The 25,888-nt window shown below is 45.6% G+C and carries 25 protein-coding genes, 1 tRNA gene and 1 pseudogene; 10 read left to right on the top strand and 17 right to left on the bottom strand.

Translation table 11 applies throughout. The annotated features are described in order from the left end of the window. Positions 1 to 8 precede the first annotated feature (8 nt). On the top strand, positions 9 to 1,154 hold the full coding sequence (locus MF542_RS08815; protein ID WP_247018145.1) for a GNAT family N-acetyltransferase: 1,146 nt from the start codon (positions 9 to 11) through the stop codon (positions 1,152 to 1,154). On the opposite strand, the gene MF542_RS08810 is transcribed toward MF542_RS08815, so the two are convergent. From MF542_RS08810 to MF542_RS08780, 7 genes are all read right to left on the bottom strand, one after another. Then, entirely contained in the window at positions 1,151 to 1,681 is a 531-nt protein-coding gene (locus MF542_RS08810; RefSeq protein ID WP_247018143.1) for a GNAT family N-acetyltransferase, read from the bottom strand. The genes MF542_RS08815 and MF542_RS08810 overlap by 4 nt on opposite strands. Positions 1,682 to 1,684: 3 nt before the next feature. Next, positions 1,685 to 4,054, bottom strand: coding sequence for an ATP-dependent Clp protease ATP-binding subunit ClpA (clpA, locus tag MF542_RS08805; protein ID WP_247018141.1), 2,370 nt, complete (start codon positions 4,052 to 4,054; stop codon positions 1,685 to 1,687). A gap of 56 nt (positions 4,055 to 4,110) precedes the next feature. Further along, on the bottom strand, positions 4,111 to 4,392 hold the full coding sequence (clpS, locus tag MF542_RS08800) for an ATP-dependent Clp protease adapter ClpS (protein WP_425531250.1): 282 nt from the start codon (positions 4,390 to 4,392) through the stop codon (positions 4,111 to 4,113). Between the two features lie 142 nt (positions 4,393 to 4,534). Then, a complete protein-coding gene (gene pgmG, locus MF542_RS08795) occupies positions 4,535 to 5,914 on the bottom strand; it encodes a phosphoglucomutase/phosphomannomutase PgmG (RefSeq protein ID WP_247018137.1) in 1,380 nt (459 codons plus the stop codon). Between the two features lie 84 nt (positions 5,915 to 5,998). Further along, positions 5,999 to 6,733, bottom strand: a complete 735-nt coding sequence (locus MF542_RS08790; RefSeq protein WP_247018135.1) for a substrate-binding periplasmic protein — start codon at positions 6,731 to 6,733, stop codon at positions 5,999 to 6,001. Positions 6,734 to 6,831: 98 nt separating this feature from the next. Beyond that, positions 6,832 to 7,281 carry a J domain-containing protein gene (locus MF542_RS08785; RefSeq protein WP_247018133.1) on the bottom strand — a complete coding sequence of 150 codons (450 nt, stop codon included), beginning with the start codon at positions 7,279 to 7,281 and terminating at the stop codon, positions 6,832 to 6,834. Continuing rightward, a complete protein-coding gene (locus MF542_RS08780; protein WP_247018132.1) occupies positions 7,278 to 8,141 on the bottom strand; it encodes a division plane positioning ATPase MipZ in 864 nt (287 codons plus the stop codon). Before MF542_RS08780 ends, MF542_RS08785 begins: the two co-directional genes overlap by 4 nt. A 146-nt stretch (positions 8,142 to 8,287) precedes the next feature. Here MF542_RS08780 and MF542_RS17795 point away from each other — a divergent pair, with 146 nt between their 5' ends. Both MF542_RS17795 and panC read left to right on the top strand, forming a co-directional pair. Then, on the top strand, positions 8,288 to 9,229 hold the full coding sequence (locus tag MF542_RS17795; protein WP_247018129.1) for a glucosaminidase domain-containing protein: 942 nt from the start codon (positions 8,288 to 8,290) through the stop codon (positions 9,227 to 9,229). Between the two features lie 9 nt (positions 9,230 to 9,238). Further along, the gene (panC, locus tag MF542_RS08770; RefSeq protein ID WP_247018127.1) at positions 9,239 to 10,096 is read left to right on the top strand and encodes a pantoate--beta-alanine ligase; all 858 of its coding nucleotides are present in this window, start codon (positions 9,239 to 9,241) and stop codon (positions 10,094 to 10,096) included. A 24-nt stretch (positions 10,097 to 10,120) separates the two neighbouring features. On the opposite strand, the gene MF542_RS08765 is transcribed toward panC, so the two are convergent. The 4 genes from MF542_RS08765 to MF542_RS08750 form a co-directional block, all read right to left on the bottom strand. Continuing rightward, positions 10,121 to 11,662: a M20/M25/M40 family metallo-hydrolase gene (locus MF542_RS08765; RefSeq protein WP_247018125.1), complete on the bottom strand. Its 1,542-nt coding sequence runs from the start codon at positions 11,660 to 11,662 to the stop codon at positions 10,121 to 10,123. Positions 11,663 to 11,827: 165 nt separating this feature from the next. After that, a complete protein-coding gene (locus MF542_RS08760; RefSeq protein WP_247018124.1) occupies positions 11,828 to 12,622 on the bottom strand; it encodes a response regulator in 795 nt (264 codons plus the stop codon). Between the two features lie 21 nt (positions 12,623 to 12,643). Then, positions 12,644 to 14,071 (bottom strand): magnesium transporter, encoded by a 1,428-nt coding sequence (gene mgtE, locus MF542_RS08755; protein WP_247018122.1) that lies wholly within the window; start codon positions 14,069 to 14,071, stop codon positions 12,644 to 12,646. A gap of 185 nt (positions 14,072 to 14,256) precedes the next feature. Continuing rightward, complete coding sequence (locus MF542_RS08750) at positions 14,257 to 15,189, bottom strand: winged helix-turn-helix transcriptional regulator (protein ID WP_247018119.1); 933 nt, start codon at positions 15,187 to 15,189, stop codon at positions 14,257 to 14,259. Between the two features lie 152 nt (positions 15,190 to 15,341). On the opposite strand from MF542_RS08750, the gene MF542_RS08745 reads away from it, so the two are divergent. Together MF542_RS08745 and MF542_RS08740 are read left to right on the top strand one after the other, a co-directional pair. Continuing rightward, complete coding sequence (locus MF542_RS08745; RefSeq protein WP_247018110.1) at positions 15,342 to 16,532, top strand: acetyl-CoA C-acyltransferase; 1,191 nt, start codon at positions 15,342 to 15,344, stop codon at positions 16,530 to 16,532. 1 nt (position 16,533) lies between these two features. Next, on the top strand, positions 16,534 to 17,334 hold the full coding sequence (locus MF542_RS08740) for a DUF1295 domain-containing protein (protein WP_247018108.1): 801 nt from the start codon (positions 16,534 to 16,536) through the stop codon (positions 17,332 to 17,334). 70 nt (positions 17,335 to 17,404) lie between these two features. On the opposite strand, the gene MF542_RS08735 is transcribed toward MF542_RS08740, so the two are convergent. Continuing rightward, positions 17,405 to 18,871 carry a carotenoid oxygenase family protein gene (locus MF542_RS08735; protein ID WP_247018106.1) on the bottom strand — a complete coding sequence of 489 codons (1,467 nt, stop codon included), beginning with the start codon at positions 18,869 to 18,871 and terminating at the stop codon, positions 17,405 to 17,407. A 93-nt stretch (positions 18,872 to 18,964) separates the two neighbouring features. Between MF542_RS08735 and MF542_RS08730 the strand changes: the two genes are divergently transcribed. The 3 genes from MF542_RS08730 to MF542_RS08720 all read left to right on the top strand — a co-directional run bounded on the left by MF542_RS08730 (position 18,965) and on the right by MF542_RS08720 (position 21,997). Continuing rightward, on the top strand, positions 18,965 to 20,197 hold the full coding sequence (locus MF542_RS08730) for an acetyl-CoA acetyltransferase (RefSeq protein WP_247018104.1): 1,233 nt from the start codon (positions 18,965 to 18,967) through the stop codon (positions 20,195 to 20,197). 108 nt (positions 20,198 to 20,305) lie between these two features. Beyond that, the gene (locus MF542_RS08725) at positions 20,306 to 20,899 is read left to right on the top strand and encodes a DUF998 domain-containing protein (protein ID WP_247018102.1); all 594 of its coding nucleotides are present in this window, start codon (positions 20,306 to 20,308) and stop codon (positions 20,897 to 20,899) included. Between the two features lie 354 nt (positions 20,900 to 21,253). Then, positions 21,254 to 21,997, top strand: a complete 744-nt coding sequence (locus MF542_RS08720; protein WP_247018094.1) for a transporter — start codon at positions 21,254 to 21,256, stop codon at positions 21,995 to 21,997. 77 nt (positions 21,998 to 22,074) lie between these two features. On the opposite strand, the gene MF542_RS08715 is transcribed toward MF542_RS08720, so the two are convergent. Together MF542_RS08715 and MF542_RS08710 are read right to left on the bottom strand one after the other, a co-directional pair. Beyond that, a tRNA-Leu gene (locus MF542_RS08715) sits at positions 22,075 to 22,163 on the bottom strand. An 84-nt stretch (positions 22,164 to 22,247) separates the two neighbouring features. Continuing rightward, positions 22,248 to 22,490, bottom strand: a complete 243-nt coding sequence (locus MF542_RS08710; protein ID WP_247018092.1) for a FliM/FliN family flagellar motor switch protein — start codon at positions 22,488 to 22,490, stop codon at positions 22,248 to 22,250. A 156-nt stretch (positions 22,491 to 22,646) separates the two neighbouring features. Here MF542_RS08710 and lipB point away from each other — a divergent pair. Together lipB and MF542_RS08700 are read left to right on the top strand one after the other, a co-directional pair. Further along, positions 22,647 to 23,276, top strand: a pseudogene (gene lipB, locus MF542_RS08705) (lipoyl(octanoyl) transferase LipB); the annotation flags it as partial. 202 nt (positions 23,277 to 23,478) lie between these two features. Further along, positions 23,479 to 23,916 carry a hypothetical protein gene (locus tag MF542_RS08700; RefSeq protein WP_247018088.1) on the top strand — a complete coding sequence of 146 codons (438 nt, stop codon included), beginning with the start codon at positions 23,479 to 23,481 and terminating at the stop codon, positions 23,914 to 23,916. A gap of 3 nt (positions 23,917 to 23,919) precedes the next feature. On the opposite strand, the gene MF542_RS08695 is transcribed toward MF542_RS08700, so the two are convergent. From MF542_RS08695 to argE, 3 genes are read right to left on the bottom strand one after another with little or no spacing between them, the layout of a single operon-like run. Next, the gene (locus MF542_RS08695) at positions 23,920 to 24,381 is read right to left on the bottom strand and encodes a PAS domain-containing protein (RefSeq protein WP_247018086.1); all 462 of its coding nucleotides are present in this window, start codon (positions 24,379 to 24,381) and stop codon (positions 23,920 to 23,922) included. 17 nt (positions 24,382 to 24,398) lie between these two features. Then, positions 24,399 to 24,683: an acylphosphatase gene (locus MF542_RS08690; protein WP_247018084.1), complete on the bottom strand. Its 285-nt coding sequence runs from the start codon at positions 24,681 to 24,683 to the stop codon at positions 24,399 to 24,401. After that, a complete protein-coding gene (gene argE, locus MF542_RS08685; RefSeq protein ID WP_247018078.1) occupies positions 24,684 to 25,844 on the bottom strand; it encodes an acetylornithine deacetylase in 1,161 nt (386 codons plus the stop codon). It abuts the gene before it with no gap. Positions 25,845 to 25,888: the final 44 nt, after the last annotated feature.

Raw genomic sequence — 25,888 nt, 5'->3', positions numbered from 1 at the left:
GTTCTGAAGTGGTGAAAGCTACTGAGCTTAAGCTAGAGCTTATTCCTGATATTAACGAAATACCCGCGCGTGATTGGAACACACTCGCGGGTAGTAATCCATTTGTAAACCACGCTTTTCTCGCAGCTCTGGAAACATCCGGTTCGGTGGCCGCTGAAACAGGGTGGCAGCCCTATCACATGTGCCTGAGGGATGAAGACAGCATTCTAGTGGGAGCAGTACCGCTATATGTGAAATCACATTCGTACGGCGAATATGTTTTCGACCATGCCTGGGCAAACGCTTACGAAAATGCAGGCGGTTCATATTACCCAAAGCTTCAATCCAGTATTCCTTTCACTCCAGTTACCGGCCCTCGGCTGCTTGCTAAAGACAATGATACCCATATCAAATCTCAACTTCTTCTTGGTGTTGCAGCGGCGGCGGAAAAGTTAAGTATTTCATCAAGCCATTTAACCTTCATAGAAGATACTGAAGCCAAACTCGCTGAAGAAAATGGCTTTCTTGTACGGCACACTCAACAGTTCCATTGGCAAAATGATGGCTACGATACCTTTGATGACTTCTTACAAGATCTATCATCAAGAAAAAGAAAACAAATCCGTAAAGAAAGACGAACAGCCACTGAGAATGGCATCACTATTCGTTGGCTTCAGGGGGCCGATATCACGGACGCACATTGGGATGCTTTTTTTGAATTTTACCTGGATACAGGCGCTCGAAAGTGGGGCCAACCTTATCTTAACAAGGAATTCTTCCAAACTATCGGTAAAACCATGCCCGGAAGCATTGTTTTATTCCTATGTGAACGAGATGGAAACCCTATTGCAGGTGCCTTAAATCTGATTGGCGGTGGAACTCTTTATGGTCGTTATTGGGGCTGCATAGAAGATCACCCCTGCCTTCACTTTGAGGCCTGCTACTATCAGGCAATAGACTATGCCGTCAAACATGGCCTTAAAACCGTCGAAGCTGGCGCGCAAGGCGAACATAAGCTTGCAAGAGGATATGTTCCTACAACAACATACAGTGCCCACTGGATTGTCAATGAAGGCTTCAGAGACGCCGTTGCAAATTTCCTGAGACAAGAAAAACATCAGGTTGCGTTTGAAGCAAAAATTCTTTCAAAACACACCCCTTTCAAAAAGGGTTAGCGCTTAATTCTATATAAAGCGCAAGGCCTTAAAGGGCTATCTTCCGCGAGAAGAGGATGTTCAAAATCATCTACTGCATCTGTTTTCATACCAATTTTCTCCATCACACGAAGTGATGGTTTATTGAGCTTTGGTGCTAGAGAGACAATTTCGTCGAGCTTAAGAACATTAAATCCGTAACGAAGCGCGGCACGGGCTCCTTCAGGTGCTAATCCCTGGCCCCAAGTGCTGCGGGCAAGTCGCCAACCAATTTCCACTGCTGGCGCGCATTCCAAGGCATCTGGAACGTGCTGTAAGCCGATAAAACCTGCAAACTGACCGTCGGCTTTCAACTCAGCAACCCAAAAGCAAAAACTATAATCTTTTTGGTGTTGAATAGCTCGGTCAACAGCAGCGTTCGATTGCTCTTCACCTACCGTACTTGGGAAAAAGCGCATCACTTCAGGGTCTGCATTCATCGCAGCAAACGGCTTTTTATCATCCTGCGTCCATCGACGCAGAATTAAACGTTCAGTTTCAATAATCATGGATTATTTTACCGGCTCAGGTGTGCGCTCTTCCTTGCCGCCCGCTGACGGGCCAGTAGTATTCTTCTGTGCAGCCGTCACATGTGGGATGATTTCAAACGTTAGTTCATCATCTTTCAGCTTCACAACCACTTCGCCACCCTTTGCAAGCTTACCAAACAGCAGTTCATCGGCGAGCGGTTTCTTGATATTGTCCTGAATAATGCGGGAAAGCGGACGAGCACCATAGAGCTTGTCGTAACCTTTTTCCGCCAACCAGTTTTTCGCTTCTTCTGTAAGAGAAAGCTCCACATTGCGGTCAGCGAGTTGAATTTCAAGTTGAAGTACAAACTTCTCTACAACACGAGCAACCACTTCTGGTGGTAAGAAGCCAAACGGTACGACACTATCCAAACGGTTACGGAATTCAGGGCTGAATGTCTGTTTAATAGCTTCATCACTTGCCGTATCGTCCGTATCACGGCCAAAACCAATGCTATTCTTACTGAGTTCACGGGCACCGGCATTTGTGGTCATGATGATGATAACATTACGGAAATCAATCTTCTTACCGTTATGATCAGTAAGCGTTCCGTTATCCATAACCTGCAAGAGCACATTAAAGAGATCAGGATGCGCTTTTTCAATCTCATCCAACAAAAGCACACAGTGCGGATGTTGGTCTACGGCATCAGTCAACAAACCACCTTGGTCAAATCCAACATAGCCTGGAGGCGCGCCAATAAGGCGCGAAACGGAATGCCGCTCCATATATTCAGACATATCAAAGCGGTGTAATTCCACACCAAGCAGGCTTGCAAGCTGGCGAGCAACTTCTGTTTTACCGACACCTGTTGGGCCGCTGAATAAATAAGAGCCAATTGGTTTATTCGGTTCTCGCAGGCCTGCACGAGAAAGCTTAATAGCTGCGGAAAGTGCTTCAATTGCACTATTCTGGCCAAACACAACGCGCTTTAGATCTTTCTCAAGCGTTTGCATCACACGGCTTTCATCTCGTGATACCGATTTCGGCGGAATGCGAGCAATTGTTGCAATAACTGCTTCAACATCCTTCACACCAATAGTTTTCTTCCGGCGTGACGGCGGCAACAACATCTGAGCAGCACCCGTTTCATCAATTACATCAATCGCCTTATCGGGCAGCTTGCGATCAGAGATATAACGGTCTGCAAGTTCCACCGCTGTTTTTATAGCGTCCGCCGTATAACGAACACTGTGATGTTCTTCATAGTAAGGCTTCAAACCTTTAAGAATTTTAATCGCATCATCAACAGACGGCTCATTCACATCAATCTTCTGGAAACGACGTAACAAAGCTCGGTCTTTTTCAAAATGACTACGGAACTCTTTGTAGGTCGTAGAACCCATACAGCGAATACTGCCATTCGCCAACGCGGGCTTAAGCAGATTTGAAGCATCCATTGCACCACCTGATGTGGCACCTGCACCAATCACGGTATGAATTTCATCAATAAACAGAACCGCGCCTTCCTTGGCTTCCAGTTCCTTCACCACAGATTTCAGACGCTCCTCAAAATCACCGCGGTAGCGAGTACCTGCAAGCAGCGCCCCCATATCGAGTGCAAAAATAACAGCATTATCAAGAACACCGGGTACCTCACCCTCTACAATACGGCGAGCAAGGCCTTCAGCGATTGCTGTCTTACCAACGCCTGGATCACCAACAAGCAATGGGTTGTTCTTCGAACGGCGGCAGAGAATTTGCACAGCACGCTCTAGCTCCGGCCCACGACCGATCAGCGGGTCGATCTTACCATCTTTAGCTTTTTCATTCAGGTTTACGCAGTAAGCACCAAGCGCTGTTTCTTGCTGTTTTTTCTGAGCAGCTTCACCTGCATCAGCGGCTTCTGACGCAACATTTTCAATATCATCATCCACGCCATTAGGGGAACGTTCTTCATCAAAGCCTGGTACTTTTGCGATGCCGTGCGAGATATAGCTCACAGCATCAAGCCGTGTCATATCCTGACTTTGGAGGAAGAAAACGGCATAGCTTTCACGTTCAGAGAAAAGCGCCACCAAAAGGTTGGCCCCTGTCATCTCTTCCCGGCCGGAAGATTGAACATGAAGAAGCGCACGCTGCACAACACGCTGGAAACCAGCTGTTGGTGTCGCTTCAAGCCCGTCAGTTTCTACCTTCAGGCTATTCATTTCCTCATCAAGGTAATCAATTAACTGTTCGCGCAGTGTATCGATATCTACACCGCATGCTCTCAACACTGCCACTGCATCTGGATCATCAAGAAGAGAATAAAGAAGATGCTCAAGCGTTGCATATTCATGCTTGCGATCATTAGCTTCTTTAAGCGCTCTATGGAGCGTATCTTCCAGATGTGGTGAAAAACTTGGCACTATAAAAATCCTTAGTCGGTCATAAATCTATTCGCAGTGATTTTGCGAGCGAATAGCTATTCCTTTTCCAGCGTACACTGCAAAGGGTGTTCATGCTGTTTTGCAAACGCGAGAACCTGGTTTACCTTGGTTTCAGCAATCTCATAGGTGAATATACCACAAATTCCGACACCTTTCTGATGAACCTGCAACATAACGTCTGTTGCCTGCTCCATGGTCATACGGAAAAAACGCTGCAAGATATGCACAACAAATTCCATCGGCGTATAATCATCATTCAACAAAATAACTTTATACATTGATGGCTTTTTGGTTTTCGTTTCTGGCTTGGTCAGCAGGCCAGTGCCTGAGCCATTTTCATTATTTCCTTGATCTTTATCCTTATCAGACAAGAACCGTCCTCCGAAACTGTTACCCTTTTAATGTAACGCTTAAAGTGTCCATTAAAAGGGTAAACATGTCGTGAATTCTGATTTTTTTCTACAGGTCTGCTGGCGCAGCTACACCAGAAGCCTTAAGAGCAGCCACAAGGGCAACCTTCAAACGCTCTAGCCCTTCTTCTGATAATGCTTCACAGCGAGCCACAAGAACGGCTTGTGTATTAGAAGCCCTCAAGAGCCACCAACCGTCTTCAGTCTGCACGCGTACACCATCCACTGTAGACATATTAGCACCAGCTTCTTCAAGCCGTGCTTTCACTTCTTTTACCACTTCAAATTTACGAGTTTCATCACAGTCGAAACGAAGTTCAGGTGTATTAATGGCGGCAGGCAAACCATCCTTAAGGGCATCTAGATCACCGCCCTGCTTTGAAACCGCATTCAGAAAACGAATGCCAGCGTATATGGCATCATCGTGACCATAGAATTTATGCTTATAAAAAATATGACCTGACATTTCACCAGCAAGCGGCGCTTCAAGCTCTACCATTTTCGATTTAATCAGCGAATGCCCTGTTTTCCACATGACAGGTTCACCACCAAGTTCTGCGATACGGTCAAACAGTGCTTGGCTAGCTTTAACATCAGCAATGATTGGTGCACCAGGAATTTCTTTAAGCAGATCACCAGCCATTACAGCGAGCATCTGATCACCCCATACAACGCGCCCCTGGCTATCTACAGCACCAATGCGGTCACCGTCACCATCAAAGGAAAGGCCCATATCACAACCCTCAGCAGCAACAACATCTTTCAACTGCTGCAAATTCTTTTCCACGGTAGGGTCCGCATGGTGATTAGGGAATGTACCGTCTACTTCAGCATTGATAACAATATGCTCACCCGGCAAGCGTTTTACGAGTGCCTCGACAGCAGGACCTGCTGAACCATTCGCAGGGTCCCAGGCAATTTTGAAATCTTGCATATCTACATCGCGCATCAGGCGGTCGATGTAACGGTCAAAAATATCAACTTCTTCAATCGACCCACTACCTGTTTCAAAGTCACCAGCAGCAGCGGTTTGACCAAGGCTTTGAATAGCCTCACCAAAGCAAGGCTTCTTGCCCTTCATAATTTTAAAACCATTATAATTTGGCGGGTTATGGGAACCTGTCACCATAATGCCGCCATCTGTATCCAGTTCAAATACGGAATAGTAAAGCATTGGTGTACCACCAAGGCCAACATTTAGAACATTCACGCCTGTACTGGCGATCCCTTCGATAAGCGCATTTGAAAGATCTGGCGAAGAAATACGACCGTCAAAACCAACACAAACTGTTTTACCGCCTTCACGCTTAACCTGCGTACCGTATGCCTTACCAAGGGCATTTGCATCAGCCGTACTGATGGTTTCTCCAACAATACCACGAATATCATATTCACGAAGAACAGTTGAATGAAAAGTATGTGCGGTCATGATAGCCTCAATAATTAAATTAATAGCCCAAATTGTCAGGGCTGACAGAAAAAATCAACGCCTGAATTAAGCAGATAGGCTTAATTATTCAGGTTTATATTTCAATTGGATGGCATCATATTCTTTGGAGCGCTTAATAGCCCTAAGTCCTTTATTGAATTCATCTCTATTTTGCATATTACCAAAGCACACTCTACGCTCCGTAGGCGTAAAAGTTTTTACAAGATGAAAGGGTTTCAATTCAGGCTTTTTCAGTTGATTTTTGTGGATACTTTCAAGAACCCAATAATCCCCAACATAAGCATCCAGCCGGCCACTTTTGAACATATCATAAACGAGCCGACTATCATGTAATGTTACGTATGTAGCTGAGTTAATTGGTAACTTGGGAGCTACATCTGGCAACACAATATCCACGTTAGGGAAGCTACCTACAGAAAGGTCTGCAAGGTCATCCAAACCATTTACACGGCCTTTCATATCCGGATGTATCAAAAGGCCATCATGCCATAAATTAAAGATATCGCTTTCAAAACAAGCAACTTTGCCAGACCTGTATATCGCGATACCGTCCGTTTTGCCTTCCTCGAGCATATAGTCCATGCGGAGAATAGGAATATGCTGAAGCTTCACATCCTTATTTAAGTACCCATAGACCGCACGAATGAGATCAGGCTCCAGCCCTCGGGTTGGATTACTTTGAACATAAGGTGGTACATTGCTCAGCAGGCCTATTCTGACAGGCTGATCCTCAGCATTAACTGCGGTGACGGTGACAGTGGCAATTACACCTATAAAGATGACAAAATATTTGAACAAAACTTTTCCAACAAAGCCAAATCAAACACTAATAAACAATATGGTACTACTATATAGTTTGGATTGTTAAGTGCAGCTTAAAAGAAAAAGTTTCACGTTTATTTTAACAAAATATCTTTTGCTTCATTGAGTTTTGAAGCCATCCAATCATTCCCACCTGTATCCGGATGGCATTTGGCCATCAGCTTACGGTAAGCTGCCAGTATCTCTTCATCAGTTGCACCGGGTTTTAGCCCTAAGATATCATAGGCTTCTTTGATAGTGAGGCTGGACTGCCTGTTTCCTTGCGTCTCACCATCTGGACCTCGGCCACCACCTAATAGCCCCTTCAATACAGGGAGGCTTTTCCAAAGCGCAAGCCCGACGGGGAAAATGGCTGCAATGCCCTTACCCGAAGCGATAAGAAGCAAAGCCAGCAAACCACAAACAAGGAGAATCCCCCAAAGGACCGCTGATTTAGCAGTTTTCACATCTGTATTCGCCCACCAATTCAAGAGTACCATAAGAGCGCCCGCGAGCAAGATACCTATGCCGAGATAAGCAATCATGAAACTGCATTTTCACGGAAAGAAAGCGCCAAACCATCAATCAGGTTCCGGACTTCCTGACGAGCAGCAACATGAGACATTGAAAGCCCCTTCCCATCAACACCGCCTGTATCCTTAAGGTCCATCAGCGTTAAGCCTTTCAGGAATAACTCACGGTAAATCACACGTTCACCTAATCCCGGAATATAACGAATACCAATCCGTTTAGTTAGCTCGCTTAAAACACCTTCAACGCGCTCTTTGTTTTTCGCATGTAGTGACCCAACACGGTTTCTAAGTACAATCCAATCAATCTGACCACCATCAGCCATAGAACGGCGCTGACGCGCTTTCCATACCATTTCAGCATAAAGGCTTGGTCCAATCACTTTGTGGGTATCCGGGTCCACACGAGCAAGTAAATCAAGATCAACAAAACTATCATTTACAGGCGTTACAAGTGTATCAGCAGCGGTATGCGCGAGACGAGACAGATATGTATCACTTCCTGGGCAATCGATAACAAGTACATCCACTTTATCCGCAAGCTCAATATAAGCAGCTTCAAATCGTTCTTTTTCGTCAGCTTCCGCCGCATCCGAAGAACGATGTTCAGATCGAGGAATCACTCGAACTTCCGGCATCGGCAACGTATGTCCGGTTTCTTTACAAAAAGCCTGTCGGTTTTCGATATAGCGAGTTAGGCTTTTTTGCCGCGCATCAAGATCAATTGTACCAACCCGGTATCCATCACGCAGCAAGGCGATAACAACGTGCATTGCCGTTGTAGACTTACCAGAACCACCCTTTTCATTACCAAGAACAATAAGATATGGCCTGCCGTTTACCGGACCTTGATTTTGAGCCGCACTATCGGGCATGAAGCCTCCTCCCTTTACACAGAACTAAAATGGTGCAAAACATCACTTGTAACGATGCTTTAATAGTTGTGCATCCATAATTTTGCCAAATGCTATATTCTATATGATCATTATATAGAAAAAATAGTAAGGGAGATACACTGATCGTGCGCAATAAACTGCGTATATTTATGGCATATTTGCTCTTTGCAGCGCTATTGGCCCTTATCCCAATCGGCATTGCGAGACACATGCTTAGTGTATCCAGAGAAGATGCTTTTGTCCCAGATAAACCAAACTATCTGGCACACCAATATCCGCCAAAAGGTAAGGCTGAGCTTACTGCGAAGCTCTCTCAGTTGTTGGATAAAGATATGCATGAAATGGAAGATGTACCACGCGTATACCTTACGCGCCTTCCTGATATTCTGCCCAACATTCCAAATGCGAATGAGAAAAAACGGCTATTCATGTCAGCCATGTTGCCGATCATCCTCCGATCTAATGAGCTTATCATCGCGGACAGAGGTCGCCTTCTCACGCTTAGAGATAAGATTGAGCAAAAAAATGATCTTAGCGGTGCTGAAAATGACTGGCTGGCAAAAACAGCAAAAAAATACCGCGTAAAGCTTGATAAAATGCCTTCCGTTCAATCGATTGATGCACTTCTCTACAAAATTGATGTTGTGCCGGTTTCTCTCGCAATCGCTCAAGCTGCTATCGAAACGGGTTGGGGTACAAGTAAGTTCGCACAGCAATGCAATGCTCTTTTCGGGCAGTGGACATGGGACCAAAACGATGATGGCTGCGTACCCGGTGCCAGAGAAGAAGGTAAAACCCACCGCATCAAAAAGTTTAATTACCTGCTGGATAGTGTAAGCAGTTATATGACCAACTTAAACAGGCATGCCAGTTATGCAGAACTGCGTCGCCGACGCGCTGAACTCAGGGAACACTCTCTTATCCTTACTGGTGCTGCGCTTGCCCCTGCTCTTCTTGAATATTCAGAGCGCGGGACGGATTATGTAAATGATCTTCTTTCTATCATTAATTACAATGAATTAGGTGGGCTGGATAACGCAGCTCTCGCCACCAATTCTACTTCATAAGAGCTTAAAATGCCTAAAATGACACCTGTTGTGCGCACCATTAGTGAAATCCGCAGCTTGGTTACTGAATGGAAAAAAGAAGGCCTACGCGTAGGCCTTGTTCCCACTATGGGAGCCCTCCATCATGGCCACCTTTCATTGGTAAACGCTATTGCAGAACATTCTGACCGCATTGTCGTCTCCATCTTCGTAAACCCAACTCAGTTTGGCGCGCATGAAGATTTAGATCAATACCCTAGACAAGAAGCAGCTGACCGCGAAAAATTAGCAGCCACCCCGGCAAGCATTGTGTTCGCTCCTTCCGTTGAAGAGATGTACCCAGATGGGCACACAACACGCGTTACTCTTGATGGTCTTAGTGAGATCCTAGAGGGAGCCAACCGAATTGGTCACTTTGATGGTGTTGCGACAATCGTTTCAAAACTTTTTATGCAGTGCCAACCGGATGTAGCAATCTTCGGGGAAAAAGATTATCAGCAGTTGGCTGTTATACGGCAGTTCACACGTGATCTGGATATTCCTGTTCAAATTCTTGGTGGCAAGCTTATTAGGGAAAGTGATGGTTTGGCGGCTTCATCCCGCAACGCTTACCTAAGCGAAAAAGAACGCAGGATTGCTGGCACTTTCAATGTGATACTGAAAGAACTCGTTTCTAAGGCAGAAGCTGGCGAGGATTTACGAGTCTTGGAAGGTGAGGCTTCTGATGCCTTACTTAAAGCCGGGTTCACTGCTGTAGATTACGTATCAATTGTTCACAAAGATACACTGCATGAAATTCATGAAATTACCGAAGAAGCCAGAGTGGTTTCTGTTGCGCGGCTGGGTGACATCCGGCTTCTGGATAATATGGCGATTAAGGCGCCTTAGCGCCTTAAAGCTCTTTCCACAATTCTATTTCTCTGCGTGCGGCATCGGCTTGCGCGGCATTTTTTCATCACGCATAGCGGCGTTGTATAGAAAACTCGCCATAATTACTGATGCTTGCTTCAGATCTTCTATATAAGCGTGGTCAAACACATCAAGCTGGCTGTGATGAAGCCTCGAGCCATAATCTAATGGATCCTGAATAAACTGAAAGCCTGGCAAGCCAATATCATCAAACACTTCATGATCTGTGCCGCCTGTTGAATTTAACGTTACTGTATTAGCACCTAGATCATGGAATGGTTTCAACCATTTCTTGAAAACGGAAGCCGCTGCTGAGTTACCTTCCGCATACACACCACGTATTTTACCCGAACCATTATCCAGATTGAAATAAGCTGAAAATTTATCAAACTCCGGCTTCTTGCTAATCGGGAACTGGCGGTAGTGTTTTTCATATGGCGCCATATATTTCAGACGCTCAGCCGTATTTTCCGGGCGTGAAGCCAAATGATCCATCACATATTGCTGAGAACCATAATACCCCTGCTCTTCGCCGCCCCAAAGGCCTACACGGATAGTGCGTTTTGGTTCAACACCAATAGCTTTCAGGATACGAACAGCTTCCATTACAACAGCAACACCTGCACCGTTATCCACCGCACCATCACCGACAAACCAGCTATCAAGGTGTGCCCCAGCTAAAACAACCTCAGGCTTTCTACCCTTCCCCGGGATTTCAGCAATAGTGGAATAGCTATTCATATCGCCTGTGTGAAAAGTTGCATCCACATCAAGGCTCATTTTCACTTCTTCTCCTTCACCCAGAAGACGAACGGCACGGGCATAATGTTCCGCAGCTAAACGAACGCCCGGGATTTTTGCCGTTAACCCTTCAAGGTGACGGTAGCCAGATGCTTCAATAAGCATACCTGTGCGCGGTGAACGACGAATAATTCCCGCAGCGCCTTCTGCTTCCAGGAACATACCTAATTCATAGAAAAAGCTTTTATAGCTTACCCAGCCATCAATCTCATTACCGCCAATGTCAGTGTCAAACTTCTGTATTTTAGCAAGACCTTTTTTATCATGTCGCCGGAATACTTTATTGGTTGGTTCACGTTGATCACGAACCCGGTCCACCATTACCAGCTTGCCTTCAAGCTTGCCTTTATATTTTTCAAAATCCTTCTTGGAACGGATAGGCGCATATATCACATCGGCTTCCAGCACACCCTCTGTACCCGGATGCCAGCTGATAGGCATGGCATAAAGCTGAGTTTTACGCGGCTCAGTCATAAACACCTGAACGCCTTCCATTGTCCAGCCTGGACCAAATTCAAACCCTTCGAGCTTAGCGTTCTTTAAACCCCATTCCTCCAGCTTTTCTTTGGTCCAATTGTTAGCCTCCAACATTGCTGGCGTGCCAGTAAGGCGCGGCCCAATATCATCGGTCAAATGTTGAAGGATGCTCTCAACTTGTGAATTTGCGAAGCCTTCTGTCCGGATTTTAGAAACAATATCCAAATCCACTTTTTCTTCTGCCTCTACAGCGAAAGAAAAAGCCATCACAGCCCCTATGGCTACTGTCTTCATTAAATTATTCAAAATATCCCCCTGAAATATAGCTAACCTGATCTTATGCATATATTGCCACAACATATGCTTTAAAGATTTGATTTCAAAAGGGAATATTTTTGAGCTGAGATGGTATAGCAGTTCGGCGAACAGAATTCAGATATTAGGCCACTGATAATCCTGAAACGGTTTAAGCGGTTCAGCGCCAGCTTTTACAAACCGAATATCCTGCGTCCAGTATTCATACTCACTATACAGGGCTGACATATCCTTAGACCAAGGCATATCAAGCATTCTTGTAATACGGTCCAGCGCTTCAGGGAAACGAACAAGGTCCCCAAATCCGCTACACTGGGTGATAACAATGTGAGAAAGACGCGCCATGAAAAACACACGTTCGATCATCCGGAAACCATAATTTTCAGGCAGTGAACTCACCTCTTCTCTCATTTGAGATGTAGCCCGTTCTACAAGGAAATCATCACCGGCAAAATAGTTCTCTATACCGGAAAATCCCTCACAGTTATCTAGAGACACAGCGTCAATTGCACGCCTTCTTAGTTCATCTGGCAAGCCAACAAACCCACTTGTCATCCAGAAGGCAATGCGCTTGCGGAGGTTTTCAACAGGGCCGCCTTTGATAATAAAATCATCCCCGCCGGCTTTCAGCCCATCACGCACAGTAATAATGTCATCGTAGCCAGTAAGATACATAACAGGCATGGTTTTAATGCCGCGCCGCCTTAGGCCATTTACGAAATCAAAACCACCCTCACCGGGCATTTGGACATCACTGATAATCAAAGATGGGTTGTGTTTCCCAGCCAGATGCAGTCCTTCTTCTGCTGTATCTGCCATAATGGCTTCAAAACCAAAATGGCGCACAGCTGCTGCCTGCAACTGCAAAACAATCAGTTCATCATCAACCAGTAAAACGGTGCCCTTGTTCACGTATGTGTCCTAACCAGCGCTCTACAGCAGGAAGAGAGCTGCCATTCCCAAAAATGCAAAGAAACCAACAACATCCGTAATTGTCGTTACAAAAACGCTTGATGAAATTGCTGGATCAATCTCCATTTTATAGAGCCCCATCGGGATTAAAAGCCCGCAAAGCCCTGCAACCACCATATTGAAAATCATAGCTGCAGCAAATACACCGCCAAGCATCAAGCTATCAAACCAAAACCACGCTACCAAACCAGAAACTATGGCAAGCACTGTTCCGTTCACACCTGCAGCTGTAAACTCCCGAACCAGCACCCGCAGTGCATTTGATGAGGAAAGTTCCTTGGTGGCAATCGCGCGCACGGATACAGTCATAGTCTGTGTGCCTGCATTACCGCCCATAGATGCTACTATTGGCATGAGCACTGCCAGTGCCACCATCTGTTCAATCGTAGCTTCAAACATACCGATCACAGCAGAAGCAAGGATTGCGGTCAGCAAATTTACAAACAGCCAGGTAAATCGACCACGAGTGATCTCTATAAAGCTTTCATTAAGGCCAGATTCGTCTCTTACACCACCGAGAGCAAGAATATCTTCCTCAGCTTCTTCACCAATTACGTCAACAACATCATCCACAGTGATCACACCAACAAGCCGCCCGGCATCATCCACAACGCTTGCAGAGATAAGATGATATTTACTGAACTGATATGCTACTTCTTCCTGATCGGCTACCGCATCAATCTTAAAGATGTCCCGGCGCATGATATCCGCGATTGCTGTTTCACGTGCTGTACGCAATATACGAGAAAGCGGCAGTGAACCAATCGGCTTATGCATTGGATCAACAATGAAAACATCATAGAAATCATCAGGGATATCTTCGCTATCGGAGCGCAGGTAATCAATGGTTTGCCCAACTGTCCAAAACTCAGGGATCGCGAACAGGTCTCGCTGCATCAGACGACCAGCAGAATCCTCGGGGTAGCTTAGGCTTTCTTCAATCGCGACCCGGTCATCAGTGGGAAGCTGCTCAAGAACTTCAGCACGGTCTTCTTCATCCAGCTCTTCGAGAACGTAAACCGCATCATCGGTTTCCATCTCGGTAACCGCTTCCGCAATTTGTTCATTGGGGAGCTGCTCGTAGAGATCATCCTGTGCTTCACCTTCAATCTCTGAAAGTACCTCAGCAGGGAAATTAGCACCGATAAGGGCAATAAGCTTTGTACGCTGACCAGACGATAAAACCTCCAGAATATCAGCTACATCAGCTGCATGAACTTCTTCTAAAAGCTCCAGAATCTTGGTTTCATCATCTTTTCTGAGAGCATATTGAAGGGTTTGAACAAAATCCCTATCCATATGCACATCAGTTTGCACTTCATGGTGCTGGGCTTCGGCATCATTATTTTGAGGGTCTTTAATTTCTGGTGTCTGTTCTTCAAGAACCATGTCTGCCCTCCCTCAAAAGATACTAAATCTAAATTATAAAGCTCTGCATGCGCGGAAAAGATAAACCGCCGTGTATTGCAAATCTCTTATTGGGTCGCCCCAACGTTTGCAACTGTAAACTTTTACATCAAATAAACTAATTTCTTGTTCCTTCTAAAACTTAGAACAGAAACAATAATACATGATTAACTCTCGGGTTCCGCCACTTTAAAACTGGTATTAAAAACTGTCATCTCTTTACCGCAATGGCTACAGGAAATTTGGGGCGCTAGCTTTTCTGAACATGTTTTGTGAACAAGTTCCACAGAATTTTTAGCACTTTCCCCAAACCAGCGATCCCCCCATTTCACAAGAAAAAGCAATATAGGGTAGAGAGCATATGTTTTCTCAGTCAACAGATATTCAAAACGCTTTGGATTGCTCTGGTATGCCCGTTTTACAAACAAACCTTTTTCAATACCAAGGTTAAGCCGGCTCACCAATATGTTCGAAGAAATACCCGTCATTTCAAGGAAGGTATCATATCGTTTACTTCCTAAGAATGCCGCACGGATCAAGAGACTGAGCCAACGATCTCCAAATATTTCTGATATTTCATCAAAAAGAACGGTAGATTTTCTATCCAGTCCCGCCTGCCTGCGCCGTTTACTGTAACCGCCGATAGCTGCACCACTTTCTGCATGAATGATATGCTCCACATCCTGAATACGAACCTCAGTATTACATTCGGCACAGCTACAAACGGGCTTTACATTTCCTGCCTCGCAAGTGCTATGGGAAAGGGATACTTGAATGCGCCCTTCTTGATCAGACCATGTCTGTTCCCAGTCCAACATCATCATTGCGACAGGAAATAGATCAAGCCCCATCTCAGTGAATAAATACTCATATCTTGGCGGCTTTTCACAGTAGGCTGATTTATAAAGCACACCAATCTCAACCATCTTTTTAAGGCGGCTGCTGACCATGGCTTTCATAAGGCCAGTTTTTTGCTGAAATTCATCGAACCGTTTTACACCAAGCCAAGCTCCTTCGAGCAAAAGTAAGGTGGGCGTATCGCATAGAGCATCAATCGCACGTTCAATAGCACCAGTGGTTTCTTGCTTGGTTTTGCTCATTAAATATCTGGCTCATAGAGTCATCTTCTCCCTTATCTGTTAATGGATAAAAGGGCCCTTGTCCACGTCGGGCACAGTTCTATTTGACTTCTAACGAGAATAGTAAGTATTGTTATGAAAGTTACTTAAAATACTGAGGGGAGCAGATTTAAGTGAATGCGTATATTTATGATGGTGTCCGAACTGGGCGCGGTGCTGTAAAACCCGGTGGCGCCCTGACAAAAACCAAGCCCATAGAATTAGGGCAAACTTTACTTGATGCACTCAAAACGAGACATACAGATAAACTACAGATATCAGACCTTATCCTGGGCTGTGTCACGCAAACTGGCGAACAAGGCGGGAATATTGCCCGAGCCTTAGCTCTTTCCTCAAATCTCCCGTCTGACGTCGCTGCGCTGACAGTAAATAATTTTTGCTGTTCCGGCCTTGATGCGTGCCAGATAGCAGCTCTCAAAGCGCCAACTTTAGATAAGTTATTGCTTGCAGGTGGTGTTGAAAGCATGTCCCGGGTTGCGCCTTTTTCCGACGCGGGGCCCTACTACAGTGATCCAGCAACTATGCAAGCCTGCTCCTTTTCTCCGCTCTGGTCAGCGGCTGATTTTGTAGCAACAAAAACAGGTATTACACGCGATGAAGCCGATACCTACGCCGAGGAATCTCAAAAACGCGCAGGCATCGCTGAAACGGAAAACCGTTTTGAGCGTTCAATCATATCTATAAGCACTGATGATGGTCATTTTGCTCGTGATGAAACGGCAAGGCCCAACACCACCACTGAAAAACTGGCGAGCTTTGATAGCCTCGTAGATATCATGAACTCATCAACCGCAGATAAAACATTCCTGCATACATACCCGGAATATGATGAAGTAAACCACATTCATCATGTAGGGTCAGCGCCTGCTCTCGCTGATGCTGCTTCCTTAATCCTGCTTGGTTCTGCTGATGCGGGAGAAGCTGCCGGACTTAAACCTCGCGCCCAGATTAAAGCAGTTTCCAACCTAAGCGGCGATCCTCTTCTTTCTCTCACCGGTGGCATTGAAGCTGCAAAGGATTGCCTGAAAAAAGCTGACATGTCAGCCAACGATATTGATCTGTTTGAGTTTAATGAAGCGTATGCAGCGGTATGCCTTCTCTTTATGCAGGAACTTGGGATTAGCAGAGATAAATTAAACGTAAATGGCGGCGCTATTGCTCTGGGGCATCCTATGGGGGCAACAGGAGGCATCCTCCTCTGTACACTACTCGATGAGCTCGAACGCCAAGACAAAACTATGGGCATGGTTGCTATTTCGGGCGCAGCTGGCTTAGGCTCGGCCATGATTATTGAAAGGATTTAAAATGTCAGATCAGCTTACATCAATCGCGCTTGAAAGCCTCGGCATTTCAGCCCTAGTTTTTCTGGCATTCTGGGTCATCAGTATTTTTAAAAAAGATGCCAGCATCGTAGATATTCTTTGGGGCCCAGCCTGTGCACTACCCGGTGTTGTTACTTACGTAAACCATTCAAATGGTCATCCCATGCAGCTACTGTTGGTAACGCTGGTGAGCATTTGGGCTTTAAGATTGGGCCTGTATCTTGGTAAACGAAACCTGCCTCACGGTGAAGATTACCGCTATGTGAGAATGCGCCAGCAAGCCGGTGGCGACGGGCCATTCATTATTAAAAGCCTCTGGTTTGTTTTCGGCATGCAGTGTGTTCTGTCGTGGCTGATTTCCTTCCCTGCTCAATTCGGCATGCTTGGCCTTGAAGGCAATGAAATTACAATGTTCGGTTATATCGGCACTACAATTTGGTTTATCGGCATTTTCTTCGAAGCAGTTGGAGACCACCAGCTTACAACTTTCAAAAAAGACCCTGAAAACCAAGGCAAACTAATGACACAAGGCTTGTGGTCATGGACACGTCATCCAAACTATTTCGGCGACGCAATGGTATGGATTGGCCTGACCATCATCGCGCTCTCTTCTCCGTACGGCATCTACACCGTATTCAGCCCGCTGGTGATGACCTTCTTCCTTGTGAAAGTAAGCGGCAAAGCCTTAACTGAGCGCCATATGTCGAAGAAATATCCCGAGTATGAAGCCTACAAAGCTTCAACAAGTGGCTTCATTCCAATGCCACCGCGTAAGAGCGCTTAACGGATATTACAGATACAAAAAAGGCTGGAGCAGGAAACTGCCCCAGCCTTTTTTATTAGCTCAGAGAAAATTACTCCGCTGCGCGGATATCTTCCCCGTTCGCCCATGTAGCATGTGTACCACTTGAAATATGGTGCGGAAGAATAATCCGGCATACAGGCCCTGCTTCAATATTCTGCGCATCAATTAGCACGCATTCAGAGCGGTTCTCTTTCATATCTGTGATGAAAGAAACCAGATAGCCATCATCTTCTGATTTGGAACCAATGCGCGGCACAAATGGTGCTTCACTGCCATAGCGTTCTTCACCAAACATGCAGGTTTGCTTCTCGCCCGTTTCAAGATCATGCTTTACAAGCCCTTCAAAGAGGAACATCCCCTTCTTTGGTTTGGCGCTATATGCATAGCGATACTTCTTACCGGCATATTTCTGGTTGAACATACCGAATTCAAGGACTTCATCATCGAGATCTTCTTCGATTGTCTCACCTGTTTTCAGGTTAAAGCGCCAACGGTGAAGGCGCGCCTGCAAGGAATTAAGATCAACAAGTGCCATCATCATTGCATAGCGCTTTGGTTGGTCCTTCAGTGGTTCAGGCATTGGGTTGCCCTGGAAATAGCCATCGAGGATGATCTCATCACCTTCCTCGTATGCATTAAGCCAGTGAAGAACATATGTTGGCTTTGCCTCAAACCACTTAACGTCTTCTGGATTACCGTAACGTGGCAGAATACCAAAACGAGAAGGCTTATCCGCCTCATAGCGCGGCATGAAAATATCCTGTTCAATCATTTCAGGTATCCAGGCCATCGGGAAATCATTGAGGATCGAATAATTTTCGGAGAAGGCCATATCATGCGGCAAGCTTGGGCGATTAATTTCCACAGGGATATAATGCTTCAGCTTATTATCAGCGCCCACAACACCATAGTGCAGATATGGCGGATATTTTCCATAGTTGAAGAACATCATCTCGCCAGTGTTTTCATCCACCTTAGTGTGCGCTGAAATTCCTTCAATCGGTGTCCAGCTTTCAATACCAAGCTGATCAAGCGTGTATGGATCAAGCCTGTAACCTTCACCACACTGAAAATGAGTTGTCATCACCTTGCCCGCATGTACCACCACATCAGTTGAGGATGCATCTTTTAGCCCGTCTTGCGCGCATTCACCAATACGTTTGGATTTCACCGGATATGCTGTCCATCCAGCCCAAAGACTTTCACCAGCTTCCTGTTCGGCCCTAAAACCACGGGTTTGGATGAAGCGGTTACGGTATTCTGCTTTGCCATCTTTAAAGCTCATCATATGGAGCATGCCGTCGGCATCAAATGGATGATAACGACCTAGTGGCTGATGCACAGGGTTTTCAGAATTACGAAGATAAACACCATCAATATCTGCCGGAATTTCCCCAATCACTTCCATATCGGTGATGTTATATTCCTTATGCACAGGCGCCCATGGCCCATTCATATATGGGTGATCATTCTCTTTGATCGAGCTTTCATACTCTTTAACAAGTTCCACTGCCATGTGTTTCCTCCCCTCATCATTAAAGGATAATTGACAAATGTATGAACCAGTAAGTATTGTTATGCAAGTAACTTTCAACAGAAAGCATGAATTATGGCTAAAGACATCTTTATCCTCGGCGGGGAAATGACTGATTTTTCAAGAAATTGGGCGCGCGAGGGCTTCGGTATTTTTGAATTAATGCAAAACTGTGTTCTCACTGGGCTTGAGAAAACAGCCTTGGATGCAAAAGATGTAGAAGTCATTCATGTTGGTAACTTTGTTGGTGAATTGTTCGCCAGCCAAGGCCTGCTCGGCGGCTTTATGGGCCATATTCATGCTGACTTTGCAGGCCTTCCAACATCTCGACATGAAGGAGCTTGTGCCTCAGGCTCACTGGCCACATTGGCCGCTATGGCTGATCTGGAGGCAGGCCGATATGATCTTGCCTGCGTGCTTGGTGTGGAACTTATGCGAAATGTACCCGGCAATATTGCTGCAAATCACTTGGGCACTGCCGCGTGGGCCGGCAAGGAAACTGACGGACGTACCTATGTGTGGCCATCCCTGTTCTCCGACCTCGCAGAAACATATGAAGAAAGATATGGCCTGAAACGCGAACACTTAGCCGCCATTGCAAAAAAGAATTTCGATAATGGGAAACAAAACCCCAATGCCCAAAGTCGTAACTGGAGCTTCACAGAAGAGAGTTTCTTAACCGATGACAATGCCAACCCAGTGGTGGAAGGATGGATGAGACGCCATGACTGCGGACAAGTGACAGACGGTGCTGCTGTTGTATTTTTAGCGACAGAAAACAAAGCACAAGACTATGCGAATAAACGAGGCATTCCGTTAGAAGCCATACCTCGCCTAAAAGGCTGGGGCCACACCACCGCACCAATGGAGCTTGCGACAAAATTTGCTGCTTCCAAGGGATCAGATGGGCACATTCTACCATGGACTAGAAAAGCCATTACGGACGCATACAAGCGAGCTGGCATTTCAGGTCATGACGCGCTAGACGGCATTGAAACCCACGACTGTTTTACCATTACCGAATATATGGCGATTGAGCATTTTGGTATTACAGCCCCCGGTGAGGCTTGGAAAGCTATTGAAGAAGGCAAATTAGAGCGTGCAGGAACGCTTCCTATGAATCCATCTGGCGGCCTTATTGGCCTTGGCCATCCAGTAGGTGCAACGGGCGTTCGCATGTTGCTTGATGCCTACAAGCAAACAAGTGGCCAAGCTGGTGATATGCAAATTGGCGGTGCCACCACATTTGCCACTTATAATGTTGGCGGTTCTGGCACCACTAATGTTTCTTTTGTCGTTGGTATATGATCACACGCTAAAAGAGTGCTTCACAAACCATTAGATCACATCTAGTCTCATCTTTAGTTTATTAAGGGAAACAGCCTGCAGCTATAACAGGCTGAATGGGGAGGCTATATGAACACTTCGACAACAAACCAGCTGGTCAAGGCAGGATACATTCCACTGCCCGCTTGGCTTATCTTGTCTACCATCGCAGGCTTTTTTGCTGTGGATTATAACCCCATTTCCTCGCATGTAAGTGTAATGACACTGCAGGATAATACAGCGCATTTTATTGCCAATATTGCAGCGTTATCATCAGGCGCAGCTCTTATTTTGTTTGGTATAGGTGTTTGGAAATTTTCTCAGCGCGCTTTTTCCGCTGGTAGTCTGTGTTGGATCATATTTGGTATTTCCATGATCGCAAATGGCATTTGGCCAATGGGGGGGCCCATGCATGGGCTTTATATCATTGGTATTTTCAGTATTCTTGCCCCAGCTCTATGCTTACTCGATATTCAAGATAGTGAGATAAGAAACAAACTGCACGGTATTACAGTTTTTGTTAGCTTGTCAGCCATGCTTTATCTCTGGTTGGCGCTGAACGGGTTTGACCCTGAGGGATATCAAGGTCTTACACAGCGCATCTTTGGTTCTATCAACTATCTCTGGCCACTCGTGTTTGCATACAAGGTATCGCAAACCAGAACAGCTACAGAAACAAATTAAAATCAATAAAAGAAGAGCAGCTACATGAGAGGGTTGCTCTTTTCCGTGCCTGTTCTAGCGGCAACTAAATCATGCGAAGAACCAATACCTGGCAAGCAAACTGACCGCCCTCTTGAGGCCTTCCAACCAATCTAATCAAATTATCCTGATACCTGTTCCATAACTGAAAAAACGATGCTATGGCAACGGCAGCAACGCTGTTTCAATAGGCTGTAAACGCATTAGGGAAGTTTATGTGTTTCTATCGAAATTCCTATTAAGTAGCTTACCTACAATCGTACTCAACAGCGGCATTAAGCCGTAAAAGATAAGAAAGCAGCTTAACCTTTCCGGTTAGCTGAGCAGCAGGATTTTATGTTAGCTTTCCATTCCTTCCGTATAACCACGACATTACTCATCAGCTTAGCCCTCTTGACTATGTCTGATCCAGTTTCCGCTCAGAATGTTGGCGGTGTATTCGGGCCCAAAGTAACACCTGACAGTAAAGCCGCTGAGCTTCGTGTTGCAGTTGCCCCGGAATCAGATGGCAGGCCATCACGTGTAGTAAGCCGTTTTCACTATCAGCAAACTGTTACAGATAATTTGAGGCTTAGAGCAGTTATCCAAGGCGCTGATACTCTTAACAGTGACTTCGATTTCGACCTTGTTCAGTTTGAAGCCCAGTACCAATTTCTAAACCGTGAAGACAACGGTTTCGATTCCGCTTTTCGTGTGGATTTACTATTAGGTGATGACCGTCCGAATCTAGTGAGTTTCAACTGGACAAGCGATATTCCTCTTTCCGAGAAATGGACAGCGCGAGCTCTGGTTTTGGCTCAACTACAATTTGGGGACAACCGTAACAACGGCATTTTCCTTCAAACACGCTCTAGCCTTCGGTATCAGGTAAACTCCATTTATAACCTACAGGTTCAATCCTTTAACACCTACGGTTCAACAGCGGACTTCCCTGACTTCAGAAATCAAAACCATTCGGTTGGGCCTGCGGTTTCGGCAAAGCTAGGTGATGGCTGGTCAATGGAGGCAAGTACCTTATTCGGATTAACCGATGCGACATCCGATGTCGACTTCCGGCTGTTCATCGCAAAATCTTTTTAGGCTGTAGCAATAACCAAACAAAAAAGAGCAACCACATGAAGTGATTGCTCTTTTTTCAATTTATCTCGAGAGATAAATGGTGCGGCCGAGAAGACTCGAACTTCCACGGGAACTTAATCCCACAGCGACCTCAACGCTGCGCGTCTACCAATTCCGCCACGGCCGCGGAACGCGGCGCTTATCTAACAAGTGAGATCGAAACTGGCAAGAGAAAAATGTTACATTTTTCAAACAACTGGAAATAGGAAGCTTAAATCTGCAATTCGCTCATCATACGGGTAACGGTCACCCCAATGCGTTCACCAACAATGATAATCTCACCACGTGCGATAAGTTCACCATTCGCATAAATCCAACACTCATCTTCATGCTTTGCGTCTAGATCAATCACTGCGCCACGGCCCATTTTAAGGAGTTGACGAATAGGCATGTGGGTGCGCCCAAGCACCACCGTGATATCTACCGAGACTCGATTTGCAGCATGATGATTCATAAATACCTCTTTTCTCCTGCAATGTTGCACAGGAGCCGTTATTAAACAATTAACTAAAAGCTTGCTTCACTTCAAGAATCTTCCACATGCGCTTATATCTTGGCTTTATATTACAAAAGCAGTATTAAGCGCTTGCTGGTTACAGGAGTATAGAACATGCCGCACACACTTGAATGGCGTATTAGTGACGAACTAATTGAATACCCGCAAGCTCTGGAAGAAATGGAAGAGCGTGTGAAAGCGATTCGTGCGGGCGAAGCGCCAGAGATGGTGTGGCTTCTGGAGCACCCACCGCTTTACACAGCGGGCACCAGCGCTGATCCTTCTGATTTGATCGATCCTGACCGCTTCCCTGTTTATGATGCCGGCAGAGGCGGCGAATATACATACCACGGCCCTGGGCAGCGTGTCGTTTACTTCCTTCTAGACCTTACAAAACGTGGACGTGACGTTCGCAAATTTGTTTACAGTCTCGAAGAAGTGATGATCCAGTCCCTCGCAAAATTCGGCGTAACAGCCGAACGCCGTGATGGCCGCGTTGGCGTTTGGGTAGAACGCGGCGCTGGTAAAGAAGATAAGATCGGCGCTATCGGCGTGCGAGTTAAGCGCTGGGTGACATATCACGGCATTGCTGTAAACATCGAGCCCGACCTCAGCCATTTCCAAGGTATTGTTCCGTGTGGCATTTCAGAACACGGCGTTACCAGCATGGCTGATTTAGGCCTGCCTATCACCATGGATGATTTCGATGTTGTGATTAAAGAAATCTTTGATGAAATCTTTGGGCTCGAGACCCAACCTATGAAAATGGAGACGGTTGAAGAACGTCCAAAAGGTAATTCGCTACCTTATGAGGCTATGCCAACTGATGCACCACAACCTGAAGCGGAAGATATAGCAAAAAGCCACCCAGTTTTTCAGGTTTAAGATAGCTTTCTAAAACTTAGCTGACTACAATCCCTCGCATATTTTGTGGGGGATTTTTTTTATGCACTTTCTTAGAGCTAGTCTTTTCTTATTTGTTTTTGTTATTACTGGCTGCGGTGTAACAGAAAGACTAGAAGAAGTTAAACCCCTCATAGAAGACTTTCAGGCTCTCTATAACGCACGTTCTTTTTCTGCCATATATGACGATATGGTACATCCTGAACTCAAGGCCGACATAGGTATCGAGACCTTCAATAAAAATGTTAGCGACATAAGAAACCTAACCGGTGAGAGAATTTCAGGAAACCGCACAGGCTTTAATTGGAAATCAATGGCACGAGAAGGTACCATTGTCGTTGTTACGTTCGAAACTAAATTCATCAATGGCTTAGGCCATGAAACATTTACGTTTAAAAGCGTTGAAGGAAAACTGAAACTGCTAGGCTATAACTTCCAAGCTTCAGAAGGTTTTAACGCCAATCAGGCCGATAGTGCCTAGTAATCATACACCGATAAAATGCAAGAACTTGGTCACTTCGCCATTATCATCTTGCAGGGGTAAATCTATCACTTCAAAGGGCAAAAAATCACGCCCTTCGATCGGTAAATTGCCCTTTACCCAACCAATATGCTTTTCCTGTACGAGATTAACAAAGTGCGCTTTACAGGCTTCGGTGTGCCCCGCAGCCATTGATTCACAAAGACGTTTTCCTGTGAAGTCTGATCCAAATAAATCAGCAAATCCGGTTCCAAAAATACGAAAACGGAAATCCCCTCCCTCTTTTTCAGACAGTGCCATATTTGCGTGCCAACCAATAAAATCTGTAATGATGAAATCAGACCAACCGGGGAGAGTTTTAGAGCCGCGCTTTGAGTAATATAACTCAAGTATATTAGAGAAAATTGGGAGATCAGGCCGAGGATCAAGCGGTATTTGTTTTATTAGATCCGTATATTCGCTCATGCCCTACCCCTTTTTATTCATACAGTCGGCTTAACCTGAAACTTGGGAGGCACCAGTCCCTTAGCTTCCTGCACAGTTACACTCTCAACGGCAGCATAAACGGGCCCCTCATCACAAGCCTTCAATATCGCATCTATGTGCAACTGTGGCCCAACAAACAGAGCCTCTACGCTACCATCTATACGGTTACGTACAAAACCATGCAGGTCAAGCTTTTCAGCCTCGGCAGCACACCATGCCCTGTAACCCACACCTTGTACTTTACCTGTAATGGAAACTTTTACGGCAACGCGATCTGTCATTTATTTCAAGGCCTCAATCAAACGTTCCATAAAACGCCCACATGCCTCAAGCTGCGATTTTTCTATAAACTCATTAGGTTTATGGGCTTGGGCAATATCACCCGGCCCGCAGACAACAGCAGGGAATTCAATACTTTGGAAATGCCCGCCTTCAGTACCGAATGCAAGCACAGTGGTCGCGTTCTTTTCAGCAAGCGCTAAGGCAAGTGTTTCCGCATCATCGCCCGGATAAGCTTTCAGAGGTGGTAGATACGCCCATACAGAAGTCTCTGCATAACATTCTGGAAACTTGGCTGATATTTTAGGATTAACAACATCGTGGATATAAGCTTCATACTTCGCCAAATGCTCTTTTCCATTATCGGCAGGTACTGCACGAAACTCCCAATCAAACTCGCAGTAATTAGGGATAATATTAAAAGCACTACCGCCAGCTATCGGCCCCACATTAAAACTGGTATAAGGCGGGTCAAACATATCGTCTTTATGGCCGTTATTCCTGGCTGTTTCAGCCATACCTTCAATGAACTTGATCAGGTCAGCAGCGACCATCACAGCATTTACCCCATCTTCGGCTCTGCTGGAATGCGCCTCTCTGCCATGTACTTTGGTGCGAGACACATGCTGGCCTTTATGGGCATTAGCTACAGCCATAGAAGTGGGCTCCCCTACAACGACCAAACGAGGTTGGGCTACATGCTCTTTCAGCACCGGCAACATGGCTTGAATACCAAGGCACCCAACTTCTTCATCATATGAAAAAGCGAAATGTACGGGCTTTACGAGATTTGCGGTTTTGAACTTTTCTGCATAAGCCAAACAAACAGCAATAAAGCCCTTCATATCAGAAGTACCACGACCGAAAAGCTTACCAGCATGTTCTGTCATCACAAATGGGTCAGTATCCCAATCCTGATCATCAACAGGCACTACATCGGTATGCCCCGAAAGCACAACCCCCCCAGCAGTGTTAGGTCCAATAGTGGCTATAATATTAGCTTTTGATCCTTCATCATTATGTACAAGCACAGATGGGATACCCTTCTCTCCCAAATAGCCTTCGATAAAATGGATCAGTTCAAGGTTGGAGTTCCTGCTTGTGGTATCAAAAGCAATCAACTTACCCAGCAGTTCTTGGGCCTTTTCGAACTCGACAGACATACTTACTCCCCGAAACAAAAGAGGCAGCCGAAGCTGCCTCAGTG

The organism is Kordiimonas laminariae (genome assembly GCF_023008165.1).
GTDB classification, from domain to species: Bacteria; Pseudomonadota; Alphaproteobacteria; order Sphingomonadales; family Kordiimonadaceae; genus Kordiimonas; species Kordiimonas laminariae.
The sequence above is the reverse complement of the archived record's forward strand: the minus strand, read 5'-3'. Positions and strand labels throughout refer to the sequence as shown.